Below are 19,331 nucleotides of genomic sequence, written 5' to 3' on the forward strand. Positions count from 1 at the left end.
GGCCATTACGCTTCGTCCTTCGAACTCGGGGAATCGGAGCGGAACACCTTGGTGACGCCGTTGACCCGCAGCAGAGCCCGTATGAGCGCCTGGAGCTGCTGGGCGTTGGCGACCTCGATCGAAAAGTCGAGCACGCCCGTGCGCTGCTTCGTCGTGCGGGCGTTCGCGGAGTAGATGTTCACGCCCTGGTTCGAGATCACGCTCGTGACGGCGTTCAGCATGCCCGGCCGGTCGGTCGTCTCGACGCGCATGCGCGTCCGATACGACTGGTCGACCTGTTCGACCTGGACGCCCATATCCCAGCGCACGTCGATCAGACGCCCCTCGGGCTGTTTGTACAGCTCTTTCGCGTTCGGGCAGTCGGTGCGATGAACCGTCACGCCTCGTCCGCGAGTGATGTATCCCATGATCGGGTCGCCCGGAATCGGATTGCAGCAGCGCGATATCTTGACCTCGGCAGATTCTATTCCGCCTGCTATAATTCGTGGCCCCTTCCGGGCCTTCCGGCGATGCTCTCGGTCCGGCTTGCGCTGAGGCTGCTGCGCGGACGGCACGACGGGCGGCGCCTGCCTGGGCACGAGGTCGGGAAACAGTTTCCCGATTACCTGCTGGGCGCGGACCTCGCCGGCTCCGATGCCGGCATACAGCTCGTCGAGGTTCGGGAAACCGATGTTCTTGATCTCCTCGACGAAGGCGGGAAGCTTGATCTTCTTTTCTTCTTCCTTCGTGCCACCCATCCGCGAAAGCGTCTCGAGGAACTCCTTCTCGCCGTTGCCGACGAACTCTTCGCGGAACTCCTTCTTGAGCCAGGCCCTGATCTTCTTCTTCGCGTTCGTGCTCTGGACGAACTTGAGCCAGTCGCGGCTCGGGCCTTTCTGGATCTTGCTCGTGATGATCGAGACGATGTCGCCGTTCTGGAGCGAGTATTCGAGGGGGACGATGTGCCCGTTCACCTTCGCGCCGATGCAGCGGTGTCCGACGTCGGTGTGGATGTGATACCCGAAATCGACCGGCGTGCTGCCCTTGGGAAGCTCGACTACGTCGCCCTTCGGAGTGAAGACGTAGACGTGATACTGGAACAGCTCGACCTTGACCGTCTCCATGAACTCGGAGGCGTCCTTGGCGTCCTGATACCAGTCGATGAGGTTTCTGAGCCACGACAGCTTTTCCTTGTAGTCGGGCGTCGCTTCTTTGCCGCTCGATTCCTTGTAGTCCCAGTGGGCGGCGATACCTTCCTCCGAGATGCGGTGCATCTCTTCGGTGCGGATCTGCACTTCGAGCGGCCTGCCGTCGTAGATGACAGTCGTGTGTAGCGACTGATACATGTTCGGCTTGGGAACGGCAATGTAATCCTTGAAACGCCCTGGAATCGGCTTCCAGAACTTGTGAACGATGCCGAGCGCGCCGTAGCAGTCCTTGACCGATTTGGTCAGGATGCGCACGCCGAGAAAGTCGTAGAGCCCTTCCAGCGTGAGATTGTGCTTCTGCATCTTGCCCCAGATCGAGAAAATCTGCTTCGGTCGCCCCGATAGATCGGCGTGGATGTGAACTTCGCGCAGGTGCTTGTCGATCTGGTGCAGCGCTTCCTGGAGCTTGGCGTCGCCCTCGAGGCCCTGCTTGACGAGAAACTCGGAAATTTCCTTGTATTGGTCTGGCTGAAGAATCTGGAAGGAAAGCTCTTCGAGCTGGCTCTTGATCTTGTTGATACCGAGACGGTGGGCCAGCGGAGCGTAAATCTCGAGCGTCTCTTTCGCGACGTATTTCTGCTTCACCGGCGGCAGATACTGGAGGGTGCGGAGGTTGTGAAGCCGGTCGGCGAGCTTGATCAGGATGACGCGCACGTCGTTCGTCATCGCGAACAGCATCTTGCGGAAGTTCACGGCCTGAGCCGCCGTCGCGGAGCTGAAGAACATCTTGTTCAGCTTGGTGACGCCCTCGACGAGCTGGGCCAGCGTCGGCCCGAACATGGCTTCGAGGTCCTGCAGGGTGGCGGCCGTGTCCTCGACTACGTCGTGGAGCAAGGCGGCGCAGATCGACGTCGAGTCGAGCCGCAGTTCCTGCGCGACGATCATCGCGACAGCTTCGGGATGAATGAAATACGATTCGCCCGAGGCGCGAAACTGGTCTTTATGGCACTCCTGGGCGAACCGGTAAGCCTTTCCGATGCGCTCGAAATCGGCTTCGGGGTTGTAGGCTTTTACTGCTGTGACGATTTCGTCGAGGGAAATGGCGTACCACCTTCCGCGGCCGTTGCGAAACTCTTCACGGCGTCTTCGAGGGTGTTGTAGACCGCGAAATGGTGCGTGAACTGGGTGATCAGGAACACGCGCCGCATCTTCGCGCTCAGATTGACAAGGCGAAGGTCGCCCTTGCCCTGCCGCGTCTTCTTCAGGCCGTGGACGAGCACGCCCATGCCGGCCGAACTCATGTACTTCAGGCTGGCGAGATCGATGATCAGGCGGCAGCGCCCCTGGTCGCAGAGCTCGTTGAGCTTGTCACGCAGGATGTCTGAATTCTCGAACGTGATCTCGCCGCGCACGTCGATGATGACGGCACCGTTGTCGCGTTCCTGGCATTCGATGGTAAGACTCATGAGAACCTCTCGGATCCGGGTTTGATGTACAATACCACCGCCTGAAACAGCGTGTCAACGGTTCCACCGTGAGAGTGAGAATTCACGATGGTTCGACCATTTCGGTGGGCTTTTCGCGGAGGCTGAGGTGGTAACTGAGCGATTCGAGTTCGATCGCGAGATCGACGTTATGGACCGTCACTTCGCCGGTCGAGATCAGTTTGAACGGAGCAAAGTTCAGTACGGCCTTCACGCCCGACAGCTGGGCAATCTCGAACACCTCGTGAACCGCCTCTGCCGGGACGGTCAGGATCAGGATCTCGATGCTGAGCTCCTTGACCGCCTTCGGAATTTCGGAGACATGGCGGATGGTTCCGGCATTCCCTACGTTTTGGCCGATCACCTGCGGGTCTTTGTCGAACAAGGCGACGACTTTGAAGTTGCGCCGCTCGAAGCCGCGATACGAGGCCAGGGCCTTTCCCAGGCGGCCTCCCGCGCCAACGATGCCGACCATGCGCTTGCGCTCCAGGCCGAGAATCTTGATGATGTGGTCACGAAGTTTCCCGACCGAGTAGCCGACACCGCGCTTCCCGAACTCGCCGAAGTAGGCGAGATCTTTTCTGACCTGGGCGGGATTCAGATCGAGCCGGTCGGCCAGTTCCTGCGATGAAACGACCGGGATGCCGTCGTCATCGAGCCCGTTGAGACACCGGAGGTAAACCGAAAGTCTCCTGATCGTGGCCTGCGGCGGCTGAATCTGGCTTTTTTCCACGCGGAGTTGCTCCTGGACAAGCGGCGATGCAACTTTCTACCACAACGGGCCCCGCGAGAGCAACAACGCATTTTTGTCCGTCGAACCCGTGGTGTTATACTATTTCACCAATAGCAGGAGGGAACATATGTCCCCTGAAATCAAGAGAGCCGAAAAAAAGTTCACCTACGGCGATTATTGCACCTGGCCCGACGACGAACGCTGGGAATTGATCGACGGCGTCGCGTTCGATATGACACCTGCTCCGTCCCGGCAACATTCGCTCGTTCAAGGGGCTCTCCAGGACATTCTCCGGCCATTTTTCCGGGGAAAACCTTGCGAGGTGCACAACGCCCCCTTCGACGTACGGCTGCCGAAAGGCCAGGAGGCCGACGAACTGGTGGACACCGTCGTTCAGCCCGACCTGCTCGTCGTCTGCGACGAGAAGAAACTCGATGACAAAGGATGCCGGGGCGCACCCGATCTCGTCATCGAGATTCTATCGCCCTCCACCTCGTCACGAGACCACATCACGAAAAAATATCTCTACGAGAAGCATGGCGTGAAAGAGTTCTGGATCGTCTCGCCAGCCGACCGCCGAATCATCGTCTATGTCCTGGAATCAGCCGGGCGCTTCGGGGAAGCGGTCATATATAGCGATATTGATATCATGAAATGCAGCCTGTTTCCCGGCCTCGAAGTAGATCTGGGGTATGTTTTCTCATCTATTCCCCGGACCGTTCGGGAGTCTCCAAGAAAATATCTCGCCTGATATATGCTTTTGCCGCCCGTCTTGATGCAAGCGGTGACGTCTACTCCAGCGAGGCTGGGAACGTGAAGCCGCGCAGGAAATCCGCGGCCGGCATCATCGATTTCCCGGGGCGCTGAAGCTTCAGCAACAGCAGAGAGCTGCCCTCGCCGCAGGCCACGCGGACGCCGTGCGCATCGGCCCGGATGACCGTGCCGGGAGCGGCCGTGACTGACTCGTCCACCGCGGCCGCCCCGACCTTGAGCCGTTCGCCGTTCGCTTCGAACCACGCGCCTGGGCAGGGCGTCATCGCCCGGATGAGATTGAAAAGCTCTGTCGCTGGTCTGTTCCAGAGAAGATGAGCCGTGTCGCTCGAGATTTTCTGCGTATAGGAGGCGAGCGCGTGATTCTGGGGCTCGGGGCGTATCTCGCCGCGTGAGAAGCCGAGAAGCGTGCGCACCACGAGTGGGGCTCCCAGCTCGCTCAGACGGTCGTGCAGGCTCGAAAGCGTGTCGGCAGGCGCGATGGGCGTCGTTTCCGTCGCGAGAATGTCGCCTTCATCCATTTTTTCGTTCATCAGCATCACGGTGTTCCCTGTGACGGAGTCGCCCGCAATCAGCGCTGCATGAATGGGGGAGGGGCCACGGTATTTCGGCAGGAGCGAGGCGTGCAGGTTGACCGCCGCCAGCCGGGGGATGTCGAGCACTTCCTGCGGGAGGATGAGCCCGTAGGCGACAACGACGAGAAAATCGGGCTTCTCTGCACGCAGTTCGGCGACCGCTGACGGATCTTTGCGGAAGGATGCTGGCTGCCAAACGGGGAGCCCGAGCGCCTCTGCTGCCTGTTTGATGGGAGTCGCCGTCTCCTTGTGCCCTCGGCCCTTGGGCCGGTCGGGCATGCAATACACCGCCGTGACCTGGAACGCGGGTGATGCAGCAAGGGCCTTGAGGACAGGCACCGCAAAGGCGGGGCAGCCCATGAAGACCACCCGCAGGGGGGAGGACCCGGCTGATTCGGGCATGTTCCGTTTTCAGGCGACGGCTTCGTCGTCGCCGTCGTCGTCCCGTTCGTCGTCTTCGTATTCGATCGTGCCGCCGGCTTCGATGATCGAAAGCTCCTGCCTGATCTGCAGTCTCCGGGCCTTCGAGATGCGGTCGACAAATACGACGCCGTCGAGATGATCAAGCTCGTGCTGGAAGGCACGGGCCATCAGGCCGTCGGCCTGGATTTCGAACAGCTTGCCGTCGAGATCGGTCGCACGGCCGACGATCTTCTTCGCCCGCGTGACGTTCTCACGCAGTCCCGGCAGGGAAAGGCACCCTTCCTCGCAGGTTTCCTTGCCGGACTGGCTGATGATCTCGGGATTGATGAACACCATGGGATTGTCGCCGGTGTCGATCACGAACAGCCGTCTGTTGATGCCTACCTGCGGGGCTGCGAGACCGACGCCGTTGTTCTTGTACATCGTCTCGAACATATCCTTGGCCAGCGTGCGAAGTTCATCGTCGATGGCCTGAATGGGTTCTGAGAGCTCGCGCAGCGGCTCTTCACCCAGGTGAAGTATGCGTCTGATCATGGAATGTCTCCTTCGGCGGACAGGGTTCCAATCGCTTGGAACGAAATGCGTGAATTTCCCGACAGTATATCAGAATCCTTCCCGCATTCCTACCACTGAAATGCTGCCGCAAGCGCCTCTTGGGTTTGTTCCGCAGGCGCGCGCTGCCGTACGCGCGCTAAAGGACGAAATATGGATCTATATCAACAGATATTTTTACCCCGGAAACGGCAGCCGCCTTCAGCGACGCCCGCAGGGCCGTCGCCAGCGCACCCCGGTCCGGGTTCCGCGCGAGGAGTTGGAAGCGGAACTGGTTGTTGATTCGCTCGATCGGTGCCGGCGCCGGCCCCAGGATGTTCCCGCCCGCGAAGCCGGGATTCCCGGAGAGGGCATCGGCGAGCTTCTGCGCCGCCTCTTTCGCCTTGTCGGCCTGCTCGCTGGTGAACAGGAGCGAGGCGAGCGCGAGGAACGGCGGAAACCCTGCCGCGCGCCGGTGTTCCGACTCTTCGGCGAAAAAGCCGTGGTAATCCTCGGTGAGGGCATGCCTGATCGAATGGTGATCGGGAAAATACGTCTGAAGAACGACGCGCCCCGCAACATCGCCGCGCCCGGCTCTGCCTGCAACCTGTGCCAGCAGCGAAAAATTCCGTTCCGACGAGCGGAAATCCGGAATCCGCAGCAGGCTGTCCGCGGCGAGAATGCCGACGAGCGTGACGTCGGGAAAGTCGAGGCCCTTGGCGACCATCTGTGTGCCGATCAGGATGTCAACCTCGTGACGGCCGAACCGTTCGAGAATCTGCTCGAGCGAGCCCCGGGTGCCCGTCGTGTCCGAGTCCATGCGTGCGATGCGGGCGCCGGGAAAATACCGGCGTGCCTCTGATTCGACGCGCTGCGTGCCGGCCCCGAAATACCGGATCGCCTCGCTGCCGCACGACGGGCAGACGGTCGGCAGGGGCTTGGCCTCGCCGCAGTAATGGCATCGCAGGATGCGACTGCCCTCGTGATACACGAGAGACACCTGGCAGCGCGAGCACTCGATGACCTTGCCGCAAGCCCGGCACAGCACGAAACTGCTGTGCCCGCGGCGGTTGAGATAGAGGATGGCCTGCTTGCCGGCGCCGAGGGTCGATCTGAGGGCGTTCGCGAGCGTTTCCGAGAACATGCTCCGGTTCTTTTTGGCGACGAGCTCCTGCCGCATGTCGACGAGATCGACCTGCGGCGGCGTGCGGTCGGTGACCCGCCGCGTCATTTCGACGAGACGGTACCGGCCGTCCCTGGCCCGCTGAAACGCGTCCATCGTCGGAGTGGCCGATCCCATCACGAGCTGTGCGTGCTCGAGTTCGCATCGCTTCGCGGCCGCCTCGCGGGCATGGTAGCGGGGGGATTCCCCCTGCTTGAATGTGGGTTCCCCCTCCTCGTCGATGATGATCGAGCCGAGGTTCGGAACCGGTGCGAAGACGGCCGACCGGGCGCCGACGACGACGGGAGCCGCGCCCGAGCGGATCAGTTCCCACTGGTCGAACCGCTCCCCGTCGGACAGTCGGCTGTGCAGGATGGCGACGCGCTCGCCGAAACGGTCGCGGAAACGTTTGACCATCTGGGGGGTCAGGGAAATTTCTGGGACGAGCACGATGACGCCGCGTCCCGCTTCCAGGAGCTCGGCCACCCAGCGGAGATAGACTTCGGTCTTTCCCGAGCAGGTGACGCCGCGAACGAGCACCGGCCGACGGTCTCCGGCTGCCGCCGCCCGGATCTCGGAAAGCACGGCCGTCTGTTCGGCCGTCAGTTCGGGAAGCGGAGGCGTGGCGGTGCGGTAATACGCGTCGCGCGCCACCTCGCGCCAGAACCGCTCTTCACGGATCGTCAGCATGCCTTTCTTCACGAGTTGCTGCACGGGCGCGTTGCTGACGTCGGCTTCCCGGCACAGCCTCGGGATGGACAGGGGCGTATTGATGCGGAGGAGCGCCTCGATTACCTGGCGCTCCTTCGGCGTCAGGGACTCGAGTTCGATGGCCCGGTCCTGCGGAATCGCAACGAGCCTGACGACGCGAGGTCCTGCCGCTTCCTGCTTCTCGAAGCCGACGACGACCATCCCTTCCGCCGACCACGTGGCCAGTCGGGCGGAAACCTGGGGAAAGCGCGCCAGCCACGATTTATAGGCGGCCTCGCCCTTGCCGCGCAGCCAGGCGACCGGGGCGGGAAGGGCTTCCATGGAGCCGGCCAGCGCCGCCGGGCCGGGCCGGGCGATCCGTGTCATCTTCTGTTTCACCCCCGCCGGAAGCATCGCGTGAAAGGCCTCGCCGGGCGTGCAGAGACAGGACTCCGCCATCCAGAGGGCGAGGCAGACGAGGGCATCGGAGAGAAGAGGGATCGGATCGAGGACTTCGGTCACCGGGAGGGTGCGGAAGTCGGGTTTTATATCGGTGACTCTAATAATATACCCAATAATTCTCTGGGACTGGACGGGCGCGACGACCCTGCAGCCGACGGCCGGGAATGCGTCTGGCGACGCGTCGAGATGATAGGTGAGAACACCGCCTTCAAACGGGATCGCGACCGGGAAAGAGACTTCGATGTAGCGCCGGACGATGCCGGTGTTCATGCCGCTGCGGACCGCTCAGCCGGCCGGCTGGGAACGTCTGTCGGCCAGGAGTTCGGCCAACCGCAGAAACGCAGGCTGGGCGGTGACGTCGGGAAGGAGCCGATCGCCCGAGCCGTCGGTGACGATCAGGTGCCCGAGCGGTTGTCGCCGGACGACGAGCGTTCCGGTGGCGGCAAGCGTTTTGACGGCAGTCTCTGGGGCGTCGGGATGGACGAACCTGACGTGAAACGCTCCGGGAGGGGCAGGGGGGACCGTTTCCGATGCTGTCGGATCGAGGGTCACGCTCAGGGCCGAGCTTCGTCCCTTTTTCGCAGGAAGCGGGAATGGGCCCTCGTATGTTTCGATATGGAGCATGGGTGCTTTTTCCGAAGTCGGAAAGCCGAGCCTGCGGAGCTGACGCCTCAATTCGGCGAGCCACGCCGGGGCATCGCCGGCAAGCGTGGCGAGAGGAGCCGGAACGGTTCGCGTGACGGCCACGGGGAATGCCGCAAGAGACTCGCGCCTGGAAAGAAGCAAGACCACGTCGGAGAGAAGCCGTTCGAATGTTTTCCGCCACATGCCGGGATGCTGGGGCAGTTCGACGAGGGTATGCCCGAGCGCGGCGCACTCGCGCGCAATCGGTTCGCCCGATTCTGGAAGCGTCTCGTGAAGGAGGAACAGGGCCCCCCCGCGGCGGAGCATCAAGTCGATCGCAGGGGTGCGCGCAACGCCTCGCGTGAGATCGGAGAGGGTTGCCGGTGGAAGCCCGATGGCGACAGTCGCGGCAAAAACGTCGGTGCGTTCGGCCCAGGCGGGATGCGGTTCGTGAAAAAGAACCGGGGCTCCACTCAGGGCGCGCAGGGCCTCAGGAGCGGCCCACCCCTCGGCTTCGGGAGCAAGGGCAATGCGGATTTCGAACCCGCCCTGTTGAAAATGCCAGACGAGATCGGGCGCGAAGCCCGCGGCGAGCCCGCGACCGACGACGATCAGCAGGCGCGCCGCGGCAGGCTTACTTTTCGACCTCAATCTCGAGGGCTCCGGAGGCGATCTCTTCCATCGCGACCTTCACGTAGTTCTCGTCGCCGGTGTCGATCAGCCGCTTGCGGCCTTCGACCAGCATCTTGACGCGCTGGGAAATGGCCATGACGGCGTCATACTTGTTCGGGATGCGATCGGTGATTTCGGTGCGTGAGCGGAACTTCAGAGCCATTTATTCGACCTCCGGTGTGTGGTTGATCTCTTCGGTAGCCTCTTCCTCGCTGTGGTCCGCGATCTTGCGGCCAAGCAGGCGGAGCGCTGCGGTTTCGGGGTTGATCGCCGAAAGAATGACGTGATCGGAATCGGTGACGACGATGGCGCGGGTTTTCCGGCCGTAGGTCGCGTCGATCAGCTTGCCCCGCTCCTTGGCGTCTTCCTTGAGGCGCTTGATCGGAGCCGAGCCGGGGCTGACGATAGCAACGATGCGGCCGGCGACGACGACGTTGCCGAACCCCACGTTGAGAAGACGGACCTTCATACGATGCTCCTCACACTCTCACTCGATGTTCTGGGCCTGCTCGCGAATCTTCTCGATCTCGCACTTGATGTCGAGAACCTGCTGGATGACGAGTATATCGCCAACTTTACTGCCTGTCGTATTCGCCTCGCGGTTGAGCTCCTGAAGCAGGAAATCGAGGCGGCGGCCGATGGGTTCAGAGCTGTTCATGATGGTGCCGAGTTCTTTCAGGTGGCTTGCGAGCCGGGTCAGCTCCTCGCTGATGTCGGAGCGGTCTGTCCAGATGGCGATCTCGGAGGCGAGCCGCGAATCCTCGATCCCGGACTGGCCCGCGAGTTCCTTGATGCGGGCGGTGAACCGTTCGATGAACGCGGCGCGATACTGGGGAAGACGCTCCTCGATCGCCTTTCGGCATTCGTCGAGGCGATCTTTACGTCGAAGGATGTCGGCGGCGAGATTCGCCCCTTCGCGTTTGCGCGACTCGATGAAGGCAGCGATCGCTTTTTCCGCGACCGGCTTGATGCGGGCCCAGATGACGTTCTGGTCGGCTTTTTCGGAATCGACCTTCATGACGCCGGGAAGCCCGAGCATGCCGTCGAGCTGAAGCGGAAGCGCGCGGCCGGTCTCCTTTTCGAGATCTGCGGCGAGGTCGATGAAGGATTTCAGCAACTGCCGGTTGACGACGGCCTGCTGCGTCGGGGTGTAGTCGACGATCTCGAGGTTGACCGAAACCTTGCCGCGGGAAATGCGCTCGCTGATGAGACTGCGAAGCATCGCGTCGGCCCAGCCGTACCCCCACGGCACATGCACGTCGAGTTGGAGAAAACGGTTGTTCACGGACTTGAGTTCGACCGCCACACGGCCGGTCGCATCCGTCACTTCACCTCGCCCGAAACCCGTCAGACTCGCTACCATATCCGCATATTATACTGTATTCCCCAGATGAATGCAAATCGAAAAACTCGCACGGGCGGAGTAGGATTGACACGCTATGATGCACTGGACGGATACGCATTGCCATCTCGACGCCCCGGAACTGGCTGCTGACATCGCCGGTGTGCTGGAACGGGCCGAACAAGCCGGGGTCGGGCGATTGATCGTTCCCGGCGTGACCGGCGGTGTTCGTGATCCTGGCTGGCCAGGGTCGGTGGCGAGGGCCTGGGGGGTGCATCCATGCTACGGCGATGACAAACGCCCGGAAGATATCCTGGCGGAATGGGCACGGTGCGGGTATCGGCCCGTGGCGATCGGTGAATGCGGGCTGGATGTGAAGTCGGATGTCCCGATGTGCCATCAGATCGAAATATTCACGGCACAGGCCGAGATCGCGCGACGAAGCGGGCTTCCTCTGCTCGTGCATCTTCGGGGCGCCTGGGACAAAGCCCGCGCAATTCTCCGGGACCATGCGGTCGGCGTTCCCTGGATCATGCATGCATTCAGTGGCCCGGTCGAGATCGCTCGCCATTTCCTCGCGGACGGGGCCGTCATCTCGTTCGCTGGCTCCCTGTGCATGCCCCAGGCGCGGAAAACGCCGGCCGTCGCCCGTGATGTTCCGATCGACAGGCTCGTGTTCGAAACCGACGCTCCCGATCTGAAACCCTATTTCTTCAATGCGCCCTGTAACGAACCGGCTTCCCTGCCGGGGATTGCAGCGTATCTGGCCGACCTTCGCGGCGTGGCCGTTGAGGAAATTCAGGCTGCAGCCGCCTCGACCGTGCGCCGCATCTTCGGCTGATTCCGCCCATCAGGGGGGCGCACCAATTCTCGAAACTGCTGACGTAGCATGGCGTTACCGGACAGTGCAGAGTCACACGCCCGTTCATCCCGACTTGTCGAAGGGTGAACGGCACTCGCGCGTCGACAGGCTCAGCACGAGCGGAACATCGTCACTGTGCGAAACGTCTCATACGCTTGTTCTGCCCTGCCTTTGGGGCGGAAGCCTCGCTGTGGTATGCTCCTGCAACATCGACACGGAGGAAGGCGGGGGCTGACATGGGCGGGGATGAGACACGGTTTTACCGGACGGAACTGCTGATCGGGCCTGACGCGCTCAAAAAGCTGGAGGGTGCGCACGTTGCCGTGTTCGGGATGGGCGGCGTCGGGTCGTATGCCGTCGAGGGGCTGGCGCGGGCCGGCGTCGGGCACCTGACGCTGGTCGATTTCGACACGATCGGCCGCACCAACCTGAACCGCCAGATCATGGCGCTCGAATCGACGATCGGCAGGCCGAAGGTCGATGCGATGGGTGATAGAGTGCTCGATATAAATCCCGCCTGCGTCGTCGAGCGGCACCAGGTCTTTTTCGACCGGGAACAGATCGCCGGTCTCCTGCAGCGCCCGTATTCGCTCGTCATCGATGCGATCGACTCGTTCAACCCGAAGATCACCCTCATGGTCGAGACCGTGAAGGCGGGGCTGCCCCTCCTGTCCGCCATGGGCGCGGCAGCCAAGATCGATCCCACGCGCGTGAAAGCCTGTGATATCAGCGAGACCACGATCTGTCCCTTCGCGCGCCGCATCAGGAAACGGCTGCGGAGTTTCGGCATCGAGCGGGGCATCACCGTGATCTCCTCGGTCGAGCCGCCGATCATGCCCTACCACCCCGACGAGATCCCCGGCGAGCGGCGCGAGGTGACGCTGACGCGCGGCCGGCCCCGGATGATCCAGGGCTCGATCGGATACATGACCGCCATCTTCGGGATGATGCTCGCCGGCGTCGCCGTTCAGCGGCTGACGGGACTTGCGACGGCGTCCCAGACGCCGCGAGGCTTCACCGCGAAGGCCACGGCCTCGCTCCCGGCCGTCAAAGACGACGAAAACGAAGACTGAAAGCGGCATCCGCCGTTCCGGCCGTTCAGGAAAAGGGCTGAGATGCCAGCTCGATGACGGTATCGAGGGGAATGGTTTCGCCCCGGGCCTTAGAATCTAAATTCAACAATATAAAACGATCTTCCCAGGGCGGCTTCGCGCCGGGGAAGGCATGCTTCAACAAGGAAAGCGCCATCTTGCGCCGGCTTCCCAGCATAACCGAAAGAAGCTTCAGGGCACGTTCCCGGCGCCCAAATTCGCCTTCGTCGAGGGGCAGGGGACGCAGTTCGAGGATCGTGCTGTAGACCTTGGGAGAGGGGCGGAACGAGGCGGGGGAAAACCTCGTTCCGAGAACCGGCTCGGCGAACAGCCGCACCTGGGCCGACAGGTAGCCGTAGGCGTCAGTTCCGGGCTTCGCCGCAGCCTTGCGGGCGACTTCATCCTGAAGCAGGAACACGAGCCGGGTGGGTTGCGGCTTCAACATCAGAAAGCGACGGAGAATCGCCGTGCCGCAGTAATACGGAAGGTTGCCCGTGACGAACAGGCGCTTCCCGGCCGGCACCAGGGGGGCAAGGTCCATCTCCATGACGTCGCCCCACCGGACGGTGAGGCGGTCTCCGAATCGGGCGAGCTCGTCCCGCATCCGCTCGTCGATCTCGAACGCCTCGATCGACGCGCCGGTCGCGATCAGCTTCTCCGTCAGCGCACCCGTGCCGGGACCGATCTCCCAGACCACGTCGCCGGGGCCGGCGTCAAGTCTGCGGACGATCTCGGCTGGCAGCCGCGCATCGGTGCAGAAGTTCTGGCCAAGCGATTTTTTCGCGGCCGGTTTGCCGTCACTGGTCATCCTGCCACCAGTCGTCCGACGGGGTTTTCGCGACGTCCTTTATCGTCTCGAGAAACTCGTCCCGTTTCGCGCGCGGCATGGTCGGCTGCGTCAGCGCCTTCAGAACGCGGACTTCGAGTTCACGGCGGGGGAGGTCGAGCCTGACGACGTCGCCCGCCGCGATTTCACGGGTGGGTTTGGCCGGAATGCCGTTGATTGAAATCAGGCCGCGTTTGCAGGCTTCGTTCGCGAGAACGCGGCGTTTGATCAGGCCGGTCGCCTGGAGAAATTTATCGAGTCTCATGTGCGTTCGTCCTCGGATAAAACGACGGGGACGGGCCGGTCGGCCCGCCCCCGTCGATCGGTTGTCATTACAGCAGTTTGAGCAGTTCCTGGTTGCGGATGACGTGGGCCTGGTTGCGCATGCCTGTCAGGAAGCCGGAATAATATTCCTGCATATATTCCTGCTTCAGCTGGGCACGAATCTTTTCGCGAACGGTGGTGTCGAGCTTCGCCTTCTCGCCGCGGTCGCCCTCGGCCTCGTAGAGGATGATGGACCAGCCGTAGCTCGTCTGCAGGGGCGGGGTGAACTGGCCGACATTCAGCTTCCAGACTGCTTCCTCGACGTTGGCGGGGAGCTGGCGGCGGCGGATCTTGCCGATGCTGCCGCCTTCCGTGCCGCTGCCGTCGATCGAGTAGCGCTTGGCGAGCAGCGAGAAAATCTCGCCGTTCTGCAGCCGCTTGTACACGTCGTTCGCCGTTTCTTCGTCGGAGACGAGAATCTGGCGCAGTTTGCGTGACTCGGGTGTGTCGAACTTCTCTTGGTTCTTCGCGAAGTAGTCCTGGATCGCGACCTCGGTGGGTTCGAAGGTCATGATGTTGCGCAGTTCGTCCTTCAGACTTTCGAACGGCTTGAACTGATCGACCTTGTAGGAGTCGATGCGGATGAAGTGGAAGCCAAGCTCGGTCTCGATCGGGCCGAGCATCCGGTTTTCCGCGCCGATCTTCGGAAGGGCCGCGAACTCCTTGTGGATGGCCGGGAGGTAGGTGTGCCCGTCGACGGTGACCTGGCCGACGGCCTGCGTCAGCGCGAAGTTCGAGAAGCCGGGATTGGCGGAGAAGGGCAGGGGGCCGATCTTGACCGAACCCGCTTCGTGCGCCTCGGAGGCGACGGCTTCGAAGGTGGCGGCATTGATGCGCTTGGCGATTTCCTGGGCCTTGGCGGACGCGAGTTCGCGGCGCCGCTTGTCTTCGAGAATACTGCGGATCTTCGCCTTGACCGTATCGGTGAAGCTGAGCTGGATCGGATCGAGGATCGATTCGAGCTGGAAGAGGTGGTAGCCCTTGTCAGTCTTGATCACGGGCGAGACTTCCTCCGGCTTGAGACTGAACACGGCTTCCTCGATTTCCGGCATGATGCTGCCGCCCTGGCCGATCTCGTCTTCGAGCATCGCGCGCTGTTCGGTGGAGTAGTCGGTCGTGATCTCACCCTTGAAGAACACCGGCAGCTTGCCTTCGGTGCGGCGGGATTTGCCCATGGAATACTGCATCGCGACTTCCTTGGGCGTGCGGCTCTTTTGTTCGAGCAGATCTTTGGCTAATTCGAGATCGCTCTGGGCCTTCGCGTCAGCCTGCTCTTTCCGAAGTTCGGCCTCGATACGGCCGCGAACCTCGCTCAGCGGGCTTGTCTTGCCGGCGTCGCGACTTTCGACCTTGATGATGTGCCAGCCGAACCGGGTGCGGACAGGCTCGGTCACGTCGCCGATGGCCGCGGCGAACGCGGCATCCTCGAAGGGCTTGACCATCTGGCCGCGGGCGAATGCGCCGAGACTGCCGCCATCCTTCTTCGAACCGGTGTCATCGGATTTCTCGGAGGCGAGCTTGGCGAAGTCTTCCTTGCCGTTCACGATCCGGTCGCGGATCGCGCGGATCTCGGCCTCGGCCGCCGCGAACGCCCGCTCCTCATCGTGGGCGGCGCTCACGTCGAACGAATGCGTGCTGTGCTTGTCCCTGATTTCGAGCTTGGCGGGGGTTTCGCCGGCCGGAAGGACGATGCACACGGCGCCGGAGACGGCTTCCTGCGGTTTCCCGGAAAGGGGCAGGGCGAGAGCGCCGTCGACCTTCTTCTGGCTCTCGGCAGTCGGCTGGAGAGTGGTTCCCGACGCCGTCGTGAGAACGATGCTGGAGTAGTCGAGCGCGGCATCGGCCTTGCGGTCGGCGATGCCGGCATTGAAGGTGTAAAGCGTCTCACCGTTCTTCTGTCCGATCGCGAAGTTGCGAAGCGAAATAGAATAGTTGTCGAGATCTTTCTCGAAACTGTTGCGGGGCTTGATCAGGATATGCCGGGCGGTGACCGTCTCGGGAACCTTGAACTCGTCGATCTTGTCGGTGTAGCGGCGCTTGATATCGCTTTCGGAGACGGGCATGCTCTTCTGATACTCGGCGTCGTTTGGGTTGATGAACACGTGGAACACGGACGCGCGCTTCGAACTCATGAACTCGCCGCGGTTCTTGTCGTAGTATTCCTTGATCTCGGCGTCGGTGATCGAGGCGATTCCGGCGAAATCGCCGGGGGCGATCAGCAGGCTGGTAAAGGTGATTTCGTCGGGGTTCTTGAAGCGTAGCTTGTTCTCTTCGTAGAACTTTCTCATCGCCTCGTCGGTGAGACTGGCGACGGTGCTGACGGGCCTGACGACGCGGCTCTGCACGGAGCGGATGATCTCTTCACGATACCGGCGGTCGGAGTATTCCTTCTCGTCGATGCCTTCGCGCATGAGCATGCGGTCAAACTCTCCCGGGGCGATCTGACGGCGGTCCTTGTCGACGAGCGACTTCGGACTTTCGACGGGGCGGATGTTGTTCGCCTTCGCATACAGGTTCAGCAGGCTCGTGGTGATCAGCCCCTCGAGCACGCTTTCCTTGATCTGCGCGCCGAACGCCTCGCGCAGCTGCTGGGGAACGTTCTGCAGCCGGCGATACTCGTTGGTGGACATCAGCGCGGTGAACAGTTGCTTCACCGTGATCGCTTCGGTCAGGGAGGCGTTCGCCGTTGGGTAGGAAACATGGACGGCCGGAAGATCGGCTTTGGCTGCGAGTTCAGCCGGCAGGGCCGATTCCGAGCGCATGGCTTTCGCCTCGTTCGCTTCGGCGCGTCGCCGCTTCTCGTCCATTTTGCTCTGGGCGCGGCTCGAGCCGTAGCCGATGATGAAGCACGAGAGGACGAACAGGGAAACCGTCGCCCAGATGATCTCCTTGAGATGGAGTCTCAGCCACCTCATCGACATGAACCTCGCCTTGGCCATTGCTACCGCTCCTTCAGAAAGTGAGTGATGGTGTACAGGTTGATCCTGCTCACGTTTGGGCGCGCCCGCTTCCAGCCGCGATGTATTCGGGCCGGAGGCGGACGAGACGACGGATTATAGCACCTCACCTCTCGGGTGTCAAAGACTCCGATGTCTCCGGAAAAGGCCGCGGAGTCTTTGCGTTGACAATCGCGGGTACGGCTGTTAGCCTCGCAGCATGTCGAAGAAACCCTGCCGGAGAAGGCCGGCGTGAGTCTCGGAAGAGCGTTCGGTTCCCTTGCCGCGCTGACCCTGCTGTCCCGTCTGAGCGGCTTCGTCCGGGTCGCCGTTTTCGCCGCCATCTACGGCGGCGGTCGCGAGGCCGATCTGTTTCTGGCCGCGATGATTCTGCCGGAGCTGCTCTACAAGTTCATGGCGGACGGCCTGGTGTCCGCCGCGGCGATCCCCCTCTTCGTGCGTCGCCGCGACGATGCCGGCGCGGTCCGCAGATCCTTCTGGAGCCTGTTCTGGTTCGTGTCCGCCTGCGCCCTCGCGCTTTCCGGCGCGCTGGCGCTGGCCGCGCGGCCCATCTGCGGCGTCCTCGTCCCCGGGTTCCTCCATGAGACGTTCGAACGCATGGTCGCCCTCTGGCGCATCCTGACGCCCTACACTCTCCTGTCGGTCCAGGCGGCCCTGCTGACGTCGTATCTGAACGCCATCGGCCAGTTCGCCCGGCCGGCCGTCGGACCGCTCCTGGTGAATCTCGCGATCATCGTCGGCATGCTCGCCGTGCGGGGCGGCCCCGTCGAGTCGATCGGAGTCGCCGTTCTGGCGGGGGCTTTCCTCCAGTTCGCCTGGCTCTTCCTTCTCGCGTTGCGCAGCGGAGCCTCCGGCACCGGTGCGGAATCGTCCCCGACAAATATAGATAAAAATATTATATATGACTTCATCTTCGGAACCGGCCCCGTCGCCGCCTGGGTGCTTCTGACGGCGATCGTGCCACTGTTCGAACGATCCCTGCTCTCCGCGGGAGCGGAAGGCGCGGTTGCGGCGCTGAACTACACCGACAAGCTCATCAACCTCCCGCTCGGAATCGTCTCGATAAGCCTCGCATCGGCGGTTTTCCCGTCGCTCAGCGCGGCCCCGGAAAACGAGCGCTTCCGACTCGCCGGGAACGCCCTCTGGCTTCTCGGCGGCCTCCTCGTGCCCGTGATCCTCGTCATGACCGGCGGCGCGGAGGCCGTCACGACGGTGGTTTACAAGAGGGGCCGATTCGACGCCGCCGCCGCGGCGTTCACGGCAAACCTGCTTCAGGCTTACGGATGGGCCCTGTTCCCCGTATCCGTGACGATGCTCCTGAATCGTCTGTGTTTCGCGGCCGCCCGGTTCCGACTGCCGTTCATCGTCGGGCTCGCATGCACCGCGATGCAGGTCTGCCTCGATTACCTGCTCGTCGCCCACATCGGGCCCGTCGGCGTCGGGTGGGGAGCTGCGGGGGCGGCCGTCCTGCAGGTCGGGCTGCTGCTGACGGCCATGGCTCTGACGACCGAGGCGCGACGGGATGCCGCGAGGTTGCTGATTCCGATCGCCTGCTGGAGCGCCATCGGTCTCGTCGGAGCCGCTCCGGCCGCGCATCTCTGCGCGAAAATCTGCGGCGCCCTTCCGGAGGGAGGGACGTGGGGGTTCCTTCGGCTTGTGACGCTCTGGGGCGCGTTTCAGGCCTTCGCCGCCGTGACGGTCCTGCTTGCGCGAGGGAGAGGAGGTGCGGCCGTCAGGGCGTGACGGGGGCTGACGCCGCTTCCGATCGGGCCTGCCTGAACTGTTCGGCATCAACCGACGGCAGGAAAATCGCCGCCGCGAAGCCGTCGGTGCCTTCGAAGGTGAATGTCGTGTTCCGGCTGTCCCGCCGGCTTTGCCAGTGCGCGGGATCCGGCAGGATCGCGTCGAAATCGGACGGGGCGACGATGCTGATCTTCACGTTCCGGAAATCGACCGGGAAGATGCCCCACTTTGAGATCAGCGGACCGACCATGAACCGCTTGCCGAACTTCTCGTTGTCGAAAAGGGAGCGGAGGTCGTCGAGGGCGAACCCGCGTTTTTTGGGGGCCGCGTCCTGGAGCGCCGACTGCTGTTCCCGCTGTTCCCGGTTTGCCGCTTCGAGACTGTACTGGATGCCGTGCCGGGCTTTGAGCAGGAGAGAGATTTCCTGGCCCGGGGCGAGAGAAAACGGCAGACGCGGATTCGCACGGTCATACCGGACGGGTCGGCCGTTCACTTCGAGCTGGGCGGCCGCATCGCCTGTCAGGTAAAGGATGCGGATCTTGAGAGAACTCTCGACCTGTTTGTCGCTGACGTTTTTGAGGGTTATTCGGACGGTGCTCTCGGCCGTTTCATCGAGGAGGCGGCTTTTCGCTTCGCATTCGACCACCTGGAACGCGTCCGAATGACCCCGTTCGAGAACGAACTCGGGAAGCCTCGGAAGCAGGTTGCGGCTCGCGGCCGTCAGCGGAAGCACCCCGGCGACGACCAGAAAAAGCGCGAGAAGGCTCGCGAGATAAGGCGTCCTGGGGAATGATATGCCGTACGGTATCACGATTGTCGAGGCTCCAGGCGTTCGTTAGATGTCTGTCCCGGCGATTCCGGAATATTCGTAGTATAGCCAAACGGTGGAAAACTGTCAAAAATCGGCTCGCGCGAGGGCTGGAAAATTCCAC

Annotated in this window: 18 protein-coding genes; 4 read left to right on the forward strand and 14 right to left on the reverse strand. The window is 62.5% G+C overall.

Annotated elements, in window-relative coordinates; all coding sequences use genetic code 11:
• Window positions 1-5 precede the first annotated feature (5 nt).
• The 3 genes from PLU72_06620 to PLU72_06630 form a co-directional block, all read right to left on the reverse strand.
• Entirely contained in the window at window positions 6-2,228 is a 2,223-nt protein-coding gene (locus PLU72_06620) for a bifunctional (p)ppGpp synthetase/guanosine-3',5'-bis(diphosphate) 3'-pyrophosphohydrolase (protein ID HOT27843.1), read from the reverse strand.
• Window positions 2,198-2,593, reverse strand: a complete 396-nt coding sequence (locus PLU72_06625; GenBank protein HOT27844.1) for an STAS domain-containing protein — start codon at window positions 2,591-2,593, stop codon at window positions 2,198-2,200. The genes PLU72_06620 and PLU72_06625 overlap by 31 nt, the downstream gene beginning before the upstream one ends.
• 82 nt (window positions 2,594-2,675) lie before the next feature.
• Entirely contained in the window at window positions 2,676-3,344 is a 669-nt protein-coding gene (locus PLU72_06630) for a redox-sensing transcriptional repressor Rex (GenBank protein ID HOT27845.1), read from the reverse strand.
• A gap of 127 nt (window positions 3,345-3,471) precedes the next feature.
• On the opposite strand from PLU72_06630, the gene PLU72_06635 reads away from it, so the two are divergent.
• Entirely contained in the window at window positions 3,472-4,095 is a 624-nt protein-coding gene (locus PLU72_06635) for a Uma2 family endonuclease (GenBank protein ID HOT27846.1), read from the forward strand.
• Between the two features lie 40 nt (window positions 4,096-4,135).
• On the opposite strand, the gene fmt is transcribed toward PLU72_06635, so the two are convergent.
• The 7 genes from fmt to PLU72_06670 form a co-directional block, all read right to left on the reverse strand.
• Entirely contained in the window at window positions 4,136-5,092 is a 957-nt protein-coding gene (gene fmt, locus PLU72_06640) for a methionyl-tRNA formyltransferase (protein HOT27847.1), read from the reverse strand.
• Window positions 5,093-5,101: 9 nt separating this feature from the next.
• Window positions 5,102-5,647 carry a peptide deformylase gene (def, locus tag PLU72_06645; protein HOT27848.1) on the reverse strand — a complete coding sequence of 182 codons (546 nt, stop codon included), beginning with the start codon at window positions 5,645-5,647 and terminating at the stop codon, window positions 5,102-5,104.
• A 157-nt stretch (window positions 5,648-5,804) separates the two neighbouring features.
• Complete coding sequence (gene priA / locus PLU72_06650; GenBank protein HOT27849.1) at window positions 5,805-8,228, reverse strand: primosomal protein N'; 2,424 nt, start codon at window positions 8,226-8,228, stop codon at window positions 5,805-5,807.
• 15 nt (window positions 8,229-8,243) lie between these two features.
• Complete coding sequence (locus tag PLU72_06655) at window positions 8,244-9,233, reverse strand: hypothetical protein (protein ID HOT27850.1); 990 nt, start codon at window positions 9,231-9,233, stop codon at window positions 8,244-8,246.
• On the reverse strand, window positions 9,217-9,417 hold the full coding sequence (locus PLU72_06660; GenBank protein HOT27851.1) for a DNA-directed RNA polymerase subunit omega: 201 nt from the start codon (window positions 9,415-9,417) through the stop codon (window positions 9,217-9,219). Before PLU72_06660 ends, PLU72_06655 begins: the two co-directional genes overlap by 17 nt.
• A complete protein-coding gene (locus PLU72_06665; protein HOT27852.1) occupies window positions 9,418-9,723 on the reverse strand; it encodes a DUF370 domain-containing protein in 306 nt (101 codons plus the stop codon). It lies immediately after the preceding gene.
• 18 nt (window positions 9,724-9,741) lie between these two features.
• Window positions 9,742-10,617 carry a YicC family protein gene (locus tag PLU72_06670; protein HOT27853.1) on the reverse strand — a complete coding sequence of 292 codons (876 nt, stop codon included), beginning with the start codon at window positions 10,615-10,617 and terminating at the stop codon, window positions 9,742-9,744.
• 76 nt (window positions 10,618-10,693) lie between these two features.
• On the opposite strand from PLU72_06670, the gene PLU72_06675 reads away from it, so the two are divergent.
• On the forward strand, window positions 10,694-11,437 hold the full coding sequence (locus tag PLU72_06675; protein HOT27854.1) for a TatD family hydrolase: 744 nt from the start codon (window positions 10,694-10,696) through the stop codon (window positions 11,435-11,437).
• Between the two features lie 257 nt (window positions 11,438-11,694).
• Window positions 11,695-12,531: a tRNA threonylcarbamoyladenosine dehydratase gene (locus PLU72_06680; protein ID HOT27855.1), complete on the forward strand. Its 837-nt coding sequence runs from the start codon at window positions 11,695-11,697 to the stop codon at window positions 12,529-12,531.
• A gap of 25 nt (window positions 12,532-12,556) precedes the next feature.
• Here the strand turns inward: PLU72_06680 and rsmA are convergent, their stop codons facing one another.
• The 3 genes from rsmA to PLU72_06695 form a co-directional block, all read right to left on the reverse strand.
• Window positions 12,557-13,357: a 16S rRNA (adenine(1518)-N(6)/adenine(1519)-N(6))-dimethyltransferase RsmA gene (rsmA, locus tag PLU72_06685; protein ID HOT27856.1), complete on the reverse strand. Its 801-nt coding sequence runs from the start codon at window positions 13,355-13,357 to the stop codon at window positions 12,557-12,559.
• A complete protein-coding gene (locus tag PLU72_06690; GenBank protein ID HOT27857.1) occupies window positions 13,347-13,640 on the reverse strand; it encodes a S4 domain-containing protein in 294 nt (97 codons plus the stop codon). The genes rsmA and PLU72_06690 overlap by 11 nt, the downstream gene beginning before the upstream one ends.
• 67 nt (window positions 13,641-13,707) lie before the next feature.
• Window positions 13,708-16,638 carry a peptidylprolyl isomerase gene (locus PLU72_06695; GenBank protein ID HOT27858.1) on the reverse strand — a complete coding sequence of 977 codons (2,931 nt, stop codon included), beginning with the start codon at window positions 16,636-16,638 and terminating at the stop codon, window positions 13,708-13,710.
• Between the two features lie 249 nt (window positions 16,639-16,887).
• Here PLU72_06695 and PLU72_06700 point away from each other — a divergent pair, with 249 nt between their 5' ends.
• Window positions 16,888-18,399: a lipid II flippase MurJ gene (locus tag PLU72_06700; protein ID HOT27859.1), complete on the forward strand. Its 1,512-nt coding sequence runs from the start codon at window positions 16,888-16,890 to the stop codon at window positions 18,397-18,399.
• Here PLU72_06700 and PLU72_06705 read toward each other — a convergent pair.
• The gene (locus tag PLU72_06705; protein HOT27860.1) at window positions 18,389-19,210 is read right to left on the reverse strand and encodes a hypothetical protein; all 822 of its coding nucleotides are present in this window, start codon (window positions 19,208-19,210) and stop codon (window positions 18,389-18,391) included. The genes PLU72_06700 and PLU72_06705 overlap by 11 nt on opposite strands.
• Window positions 19,211-19,331: the final 121 nt, after the last annotated feature.

This window comes from Candidatus Ozemobacteraceae bacterium (assembly GCA_035373905.1).
Taxonomy (GTDB): Bacteria; Muiribacteriota; Ozemobacteria; order Ozemobacterales; family Ozemobacteraceae; genus MWAR01.

Excerpts from the sequence above, each read along its gene's own strand:
- PLU72_06680 (HOT27855.1), top strand. The coding sequence starts at position 11,695 with ATGGGCGGGGATGAGACACGGTTTTACCGGACGGAACTGCTGATCGGG.
- PLU72_06665 (HOT27852.1), bottom strand. The coding sequence starts at position 9,723 with ATGAAGGTCCGTCTTCTCAACGTGGGGTTCGGCAACGTCGTCGTCGCC.
- PLU72_06690 (HOT27857.1), bottom strand. The coding sequence starts at position 13,640 with ATGAGACTCGATAAATTTCTCCAGGCGACCGGCCTGATCAAACGCCGC.
- priA (HOT27849.1), bottom strand. The coding sequence starts at position 8,228 with ATGAACACCGGCATCGTCCGGCGCTACATCGAAGTCTCTTTCCCGGTC.
- PLU72_06635 (HOT27846.1), top strand. The coding sequence starts at position 3,472 with ATGTCCCCTGAAATCAAGAGAGCCGAAAAAAAGTTCACCTACGGCGAT.
- rsmA (HOT27856.1), bottom strand. The coding sequence starts at position 13,357 with ATGACCAGTGACGGCAAACCGGCCGCGAAAAAATCGCTTGGCCAGAAC.
- PLU72_06670 (HOT27853.1), bottom strand. The coding sequence starts at position 10,617 with ATGGTAGCGAGTCTGACGGGTTTCGGGCGAGGTGAAGTGACGGATGCG.
- PLU72_06625 (HOT27844.1), bottom strand. The coding sequence starts at position 2,593 with ATGAGTCTTACCATCGAATGCCAGGAACGCGACAACGGTGCCGTCATC.
- PLU72_06660 (HOT27851.1), bottom strand. The coding sequence starts at position 9,417 with ATGGCTCTGAAGTTCCGCTCACGCACCGAAATCACCGATCGCATCCCG.
- def (HOT27848.1), bottom strand. The coding sequence starts at position 5,647 with ATGATCAGACGCATACTTCACCTGGGTGAAGAGCCGCTGCGCGAGCTC.
- PLU72_06695 (HOT27858.1), bottom strand. The coding sequence starts at position 16,638 with ATGGCCAAGGCGAGGTTCATGTCGATGAGGTGGCTGAGACTCCATCTC.
- fmt (HOT27847.1), bottom strand. The coding sequence starts at position 5,092 with ATGCCCGAATCAGCCGGGTCCTCCCCCCTGCGGGTGGTCTTCATGGGC.
- PLU72_06675 (HOT27854.1), top strand. The coding sequence starts at position 10,694 with ATGATGCACTGGACGGATACGCATTGCCATCTCGACGCCCCGGAACTG.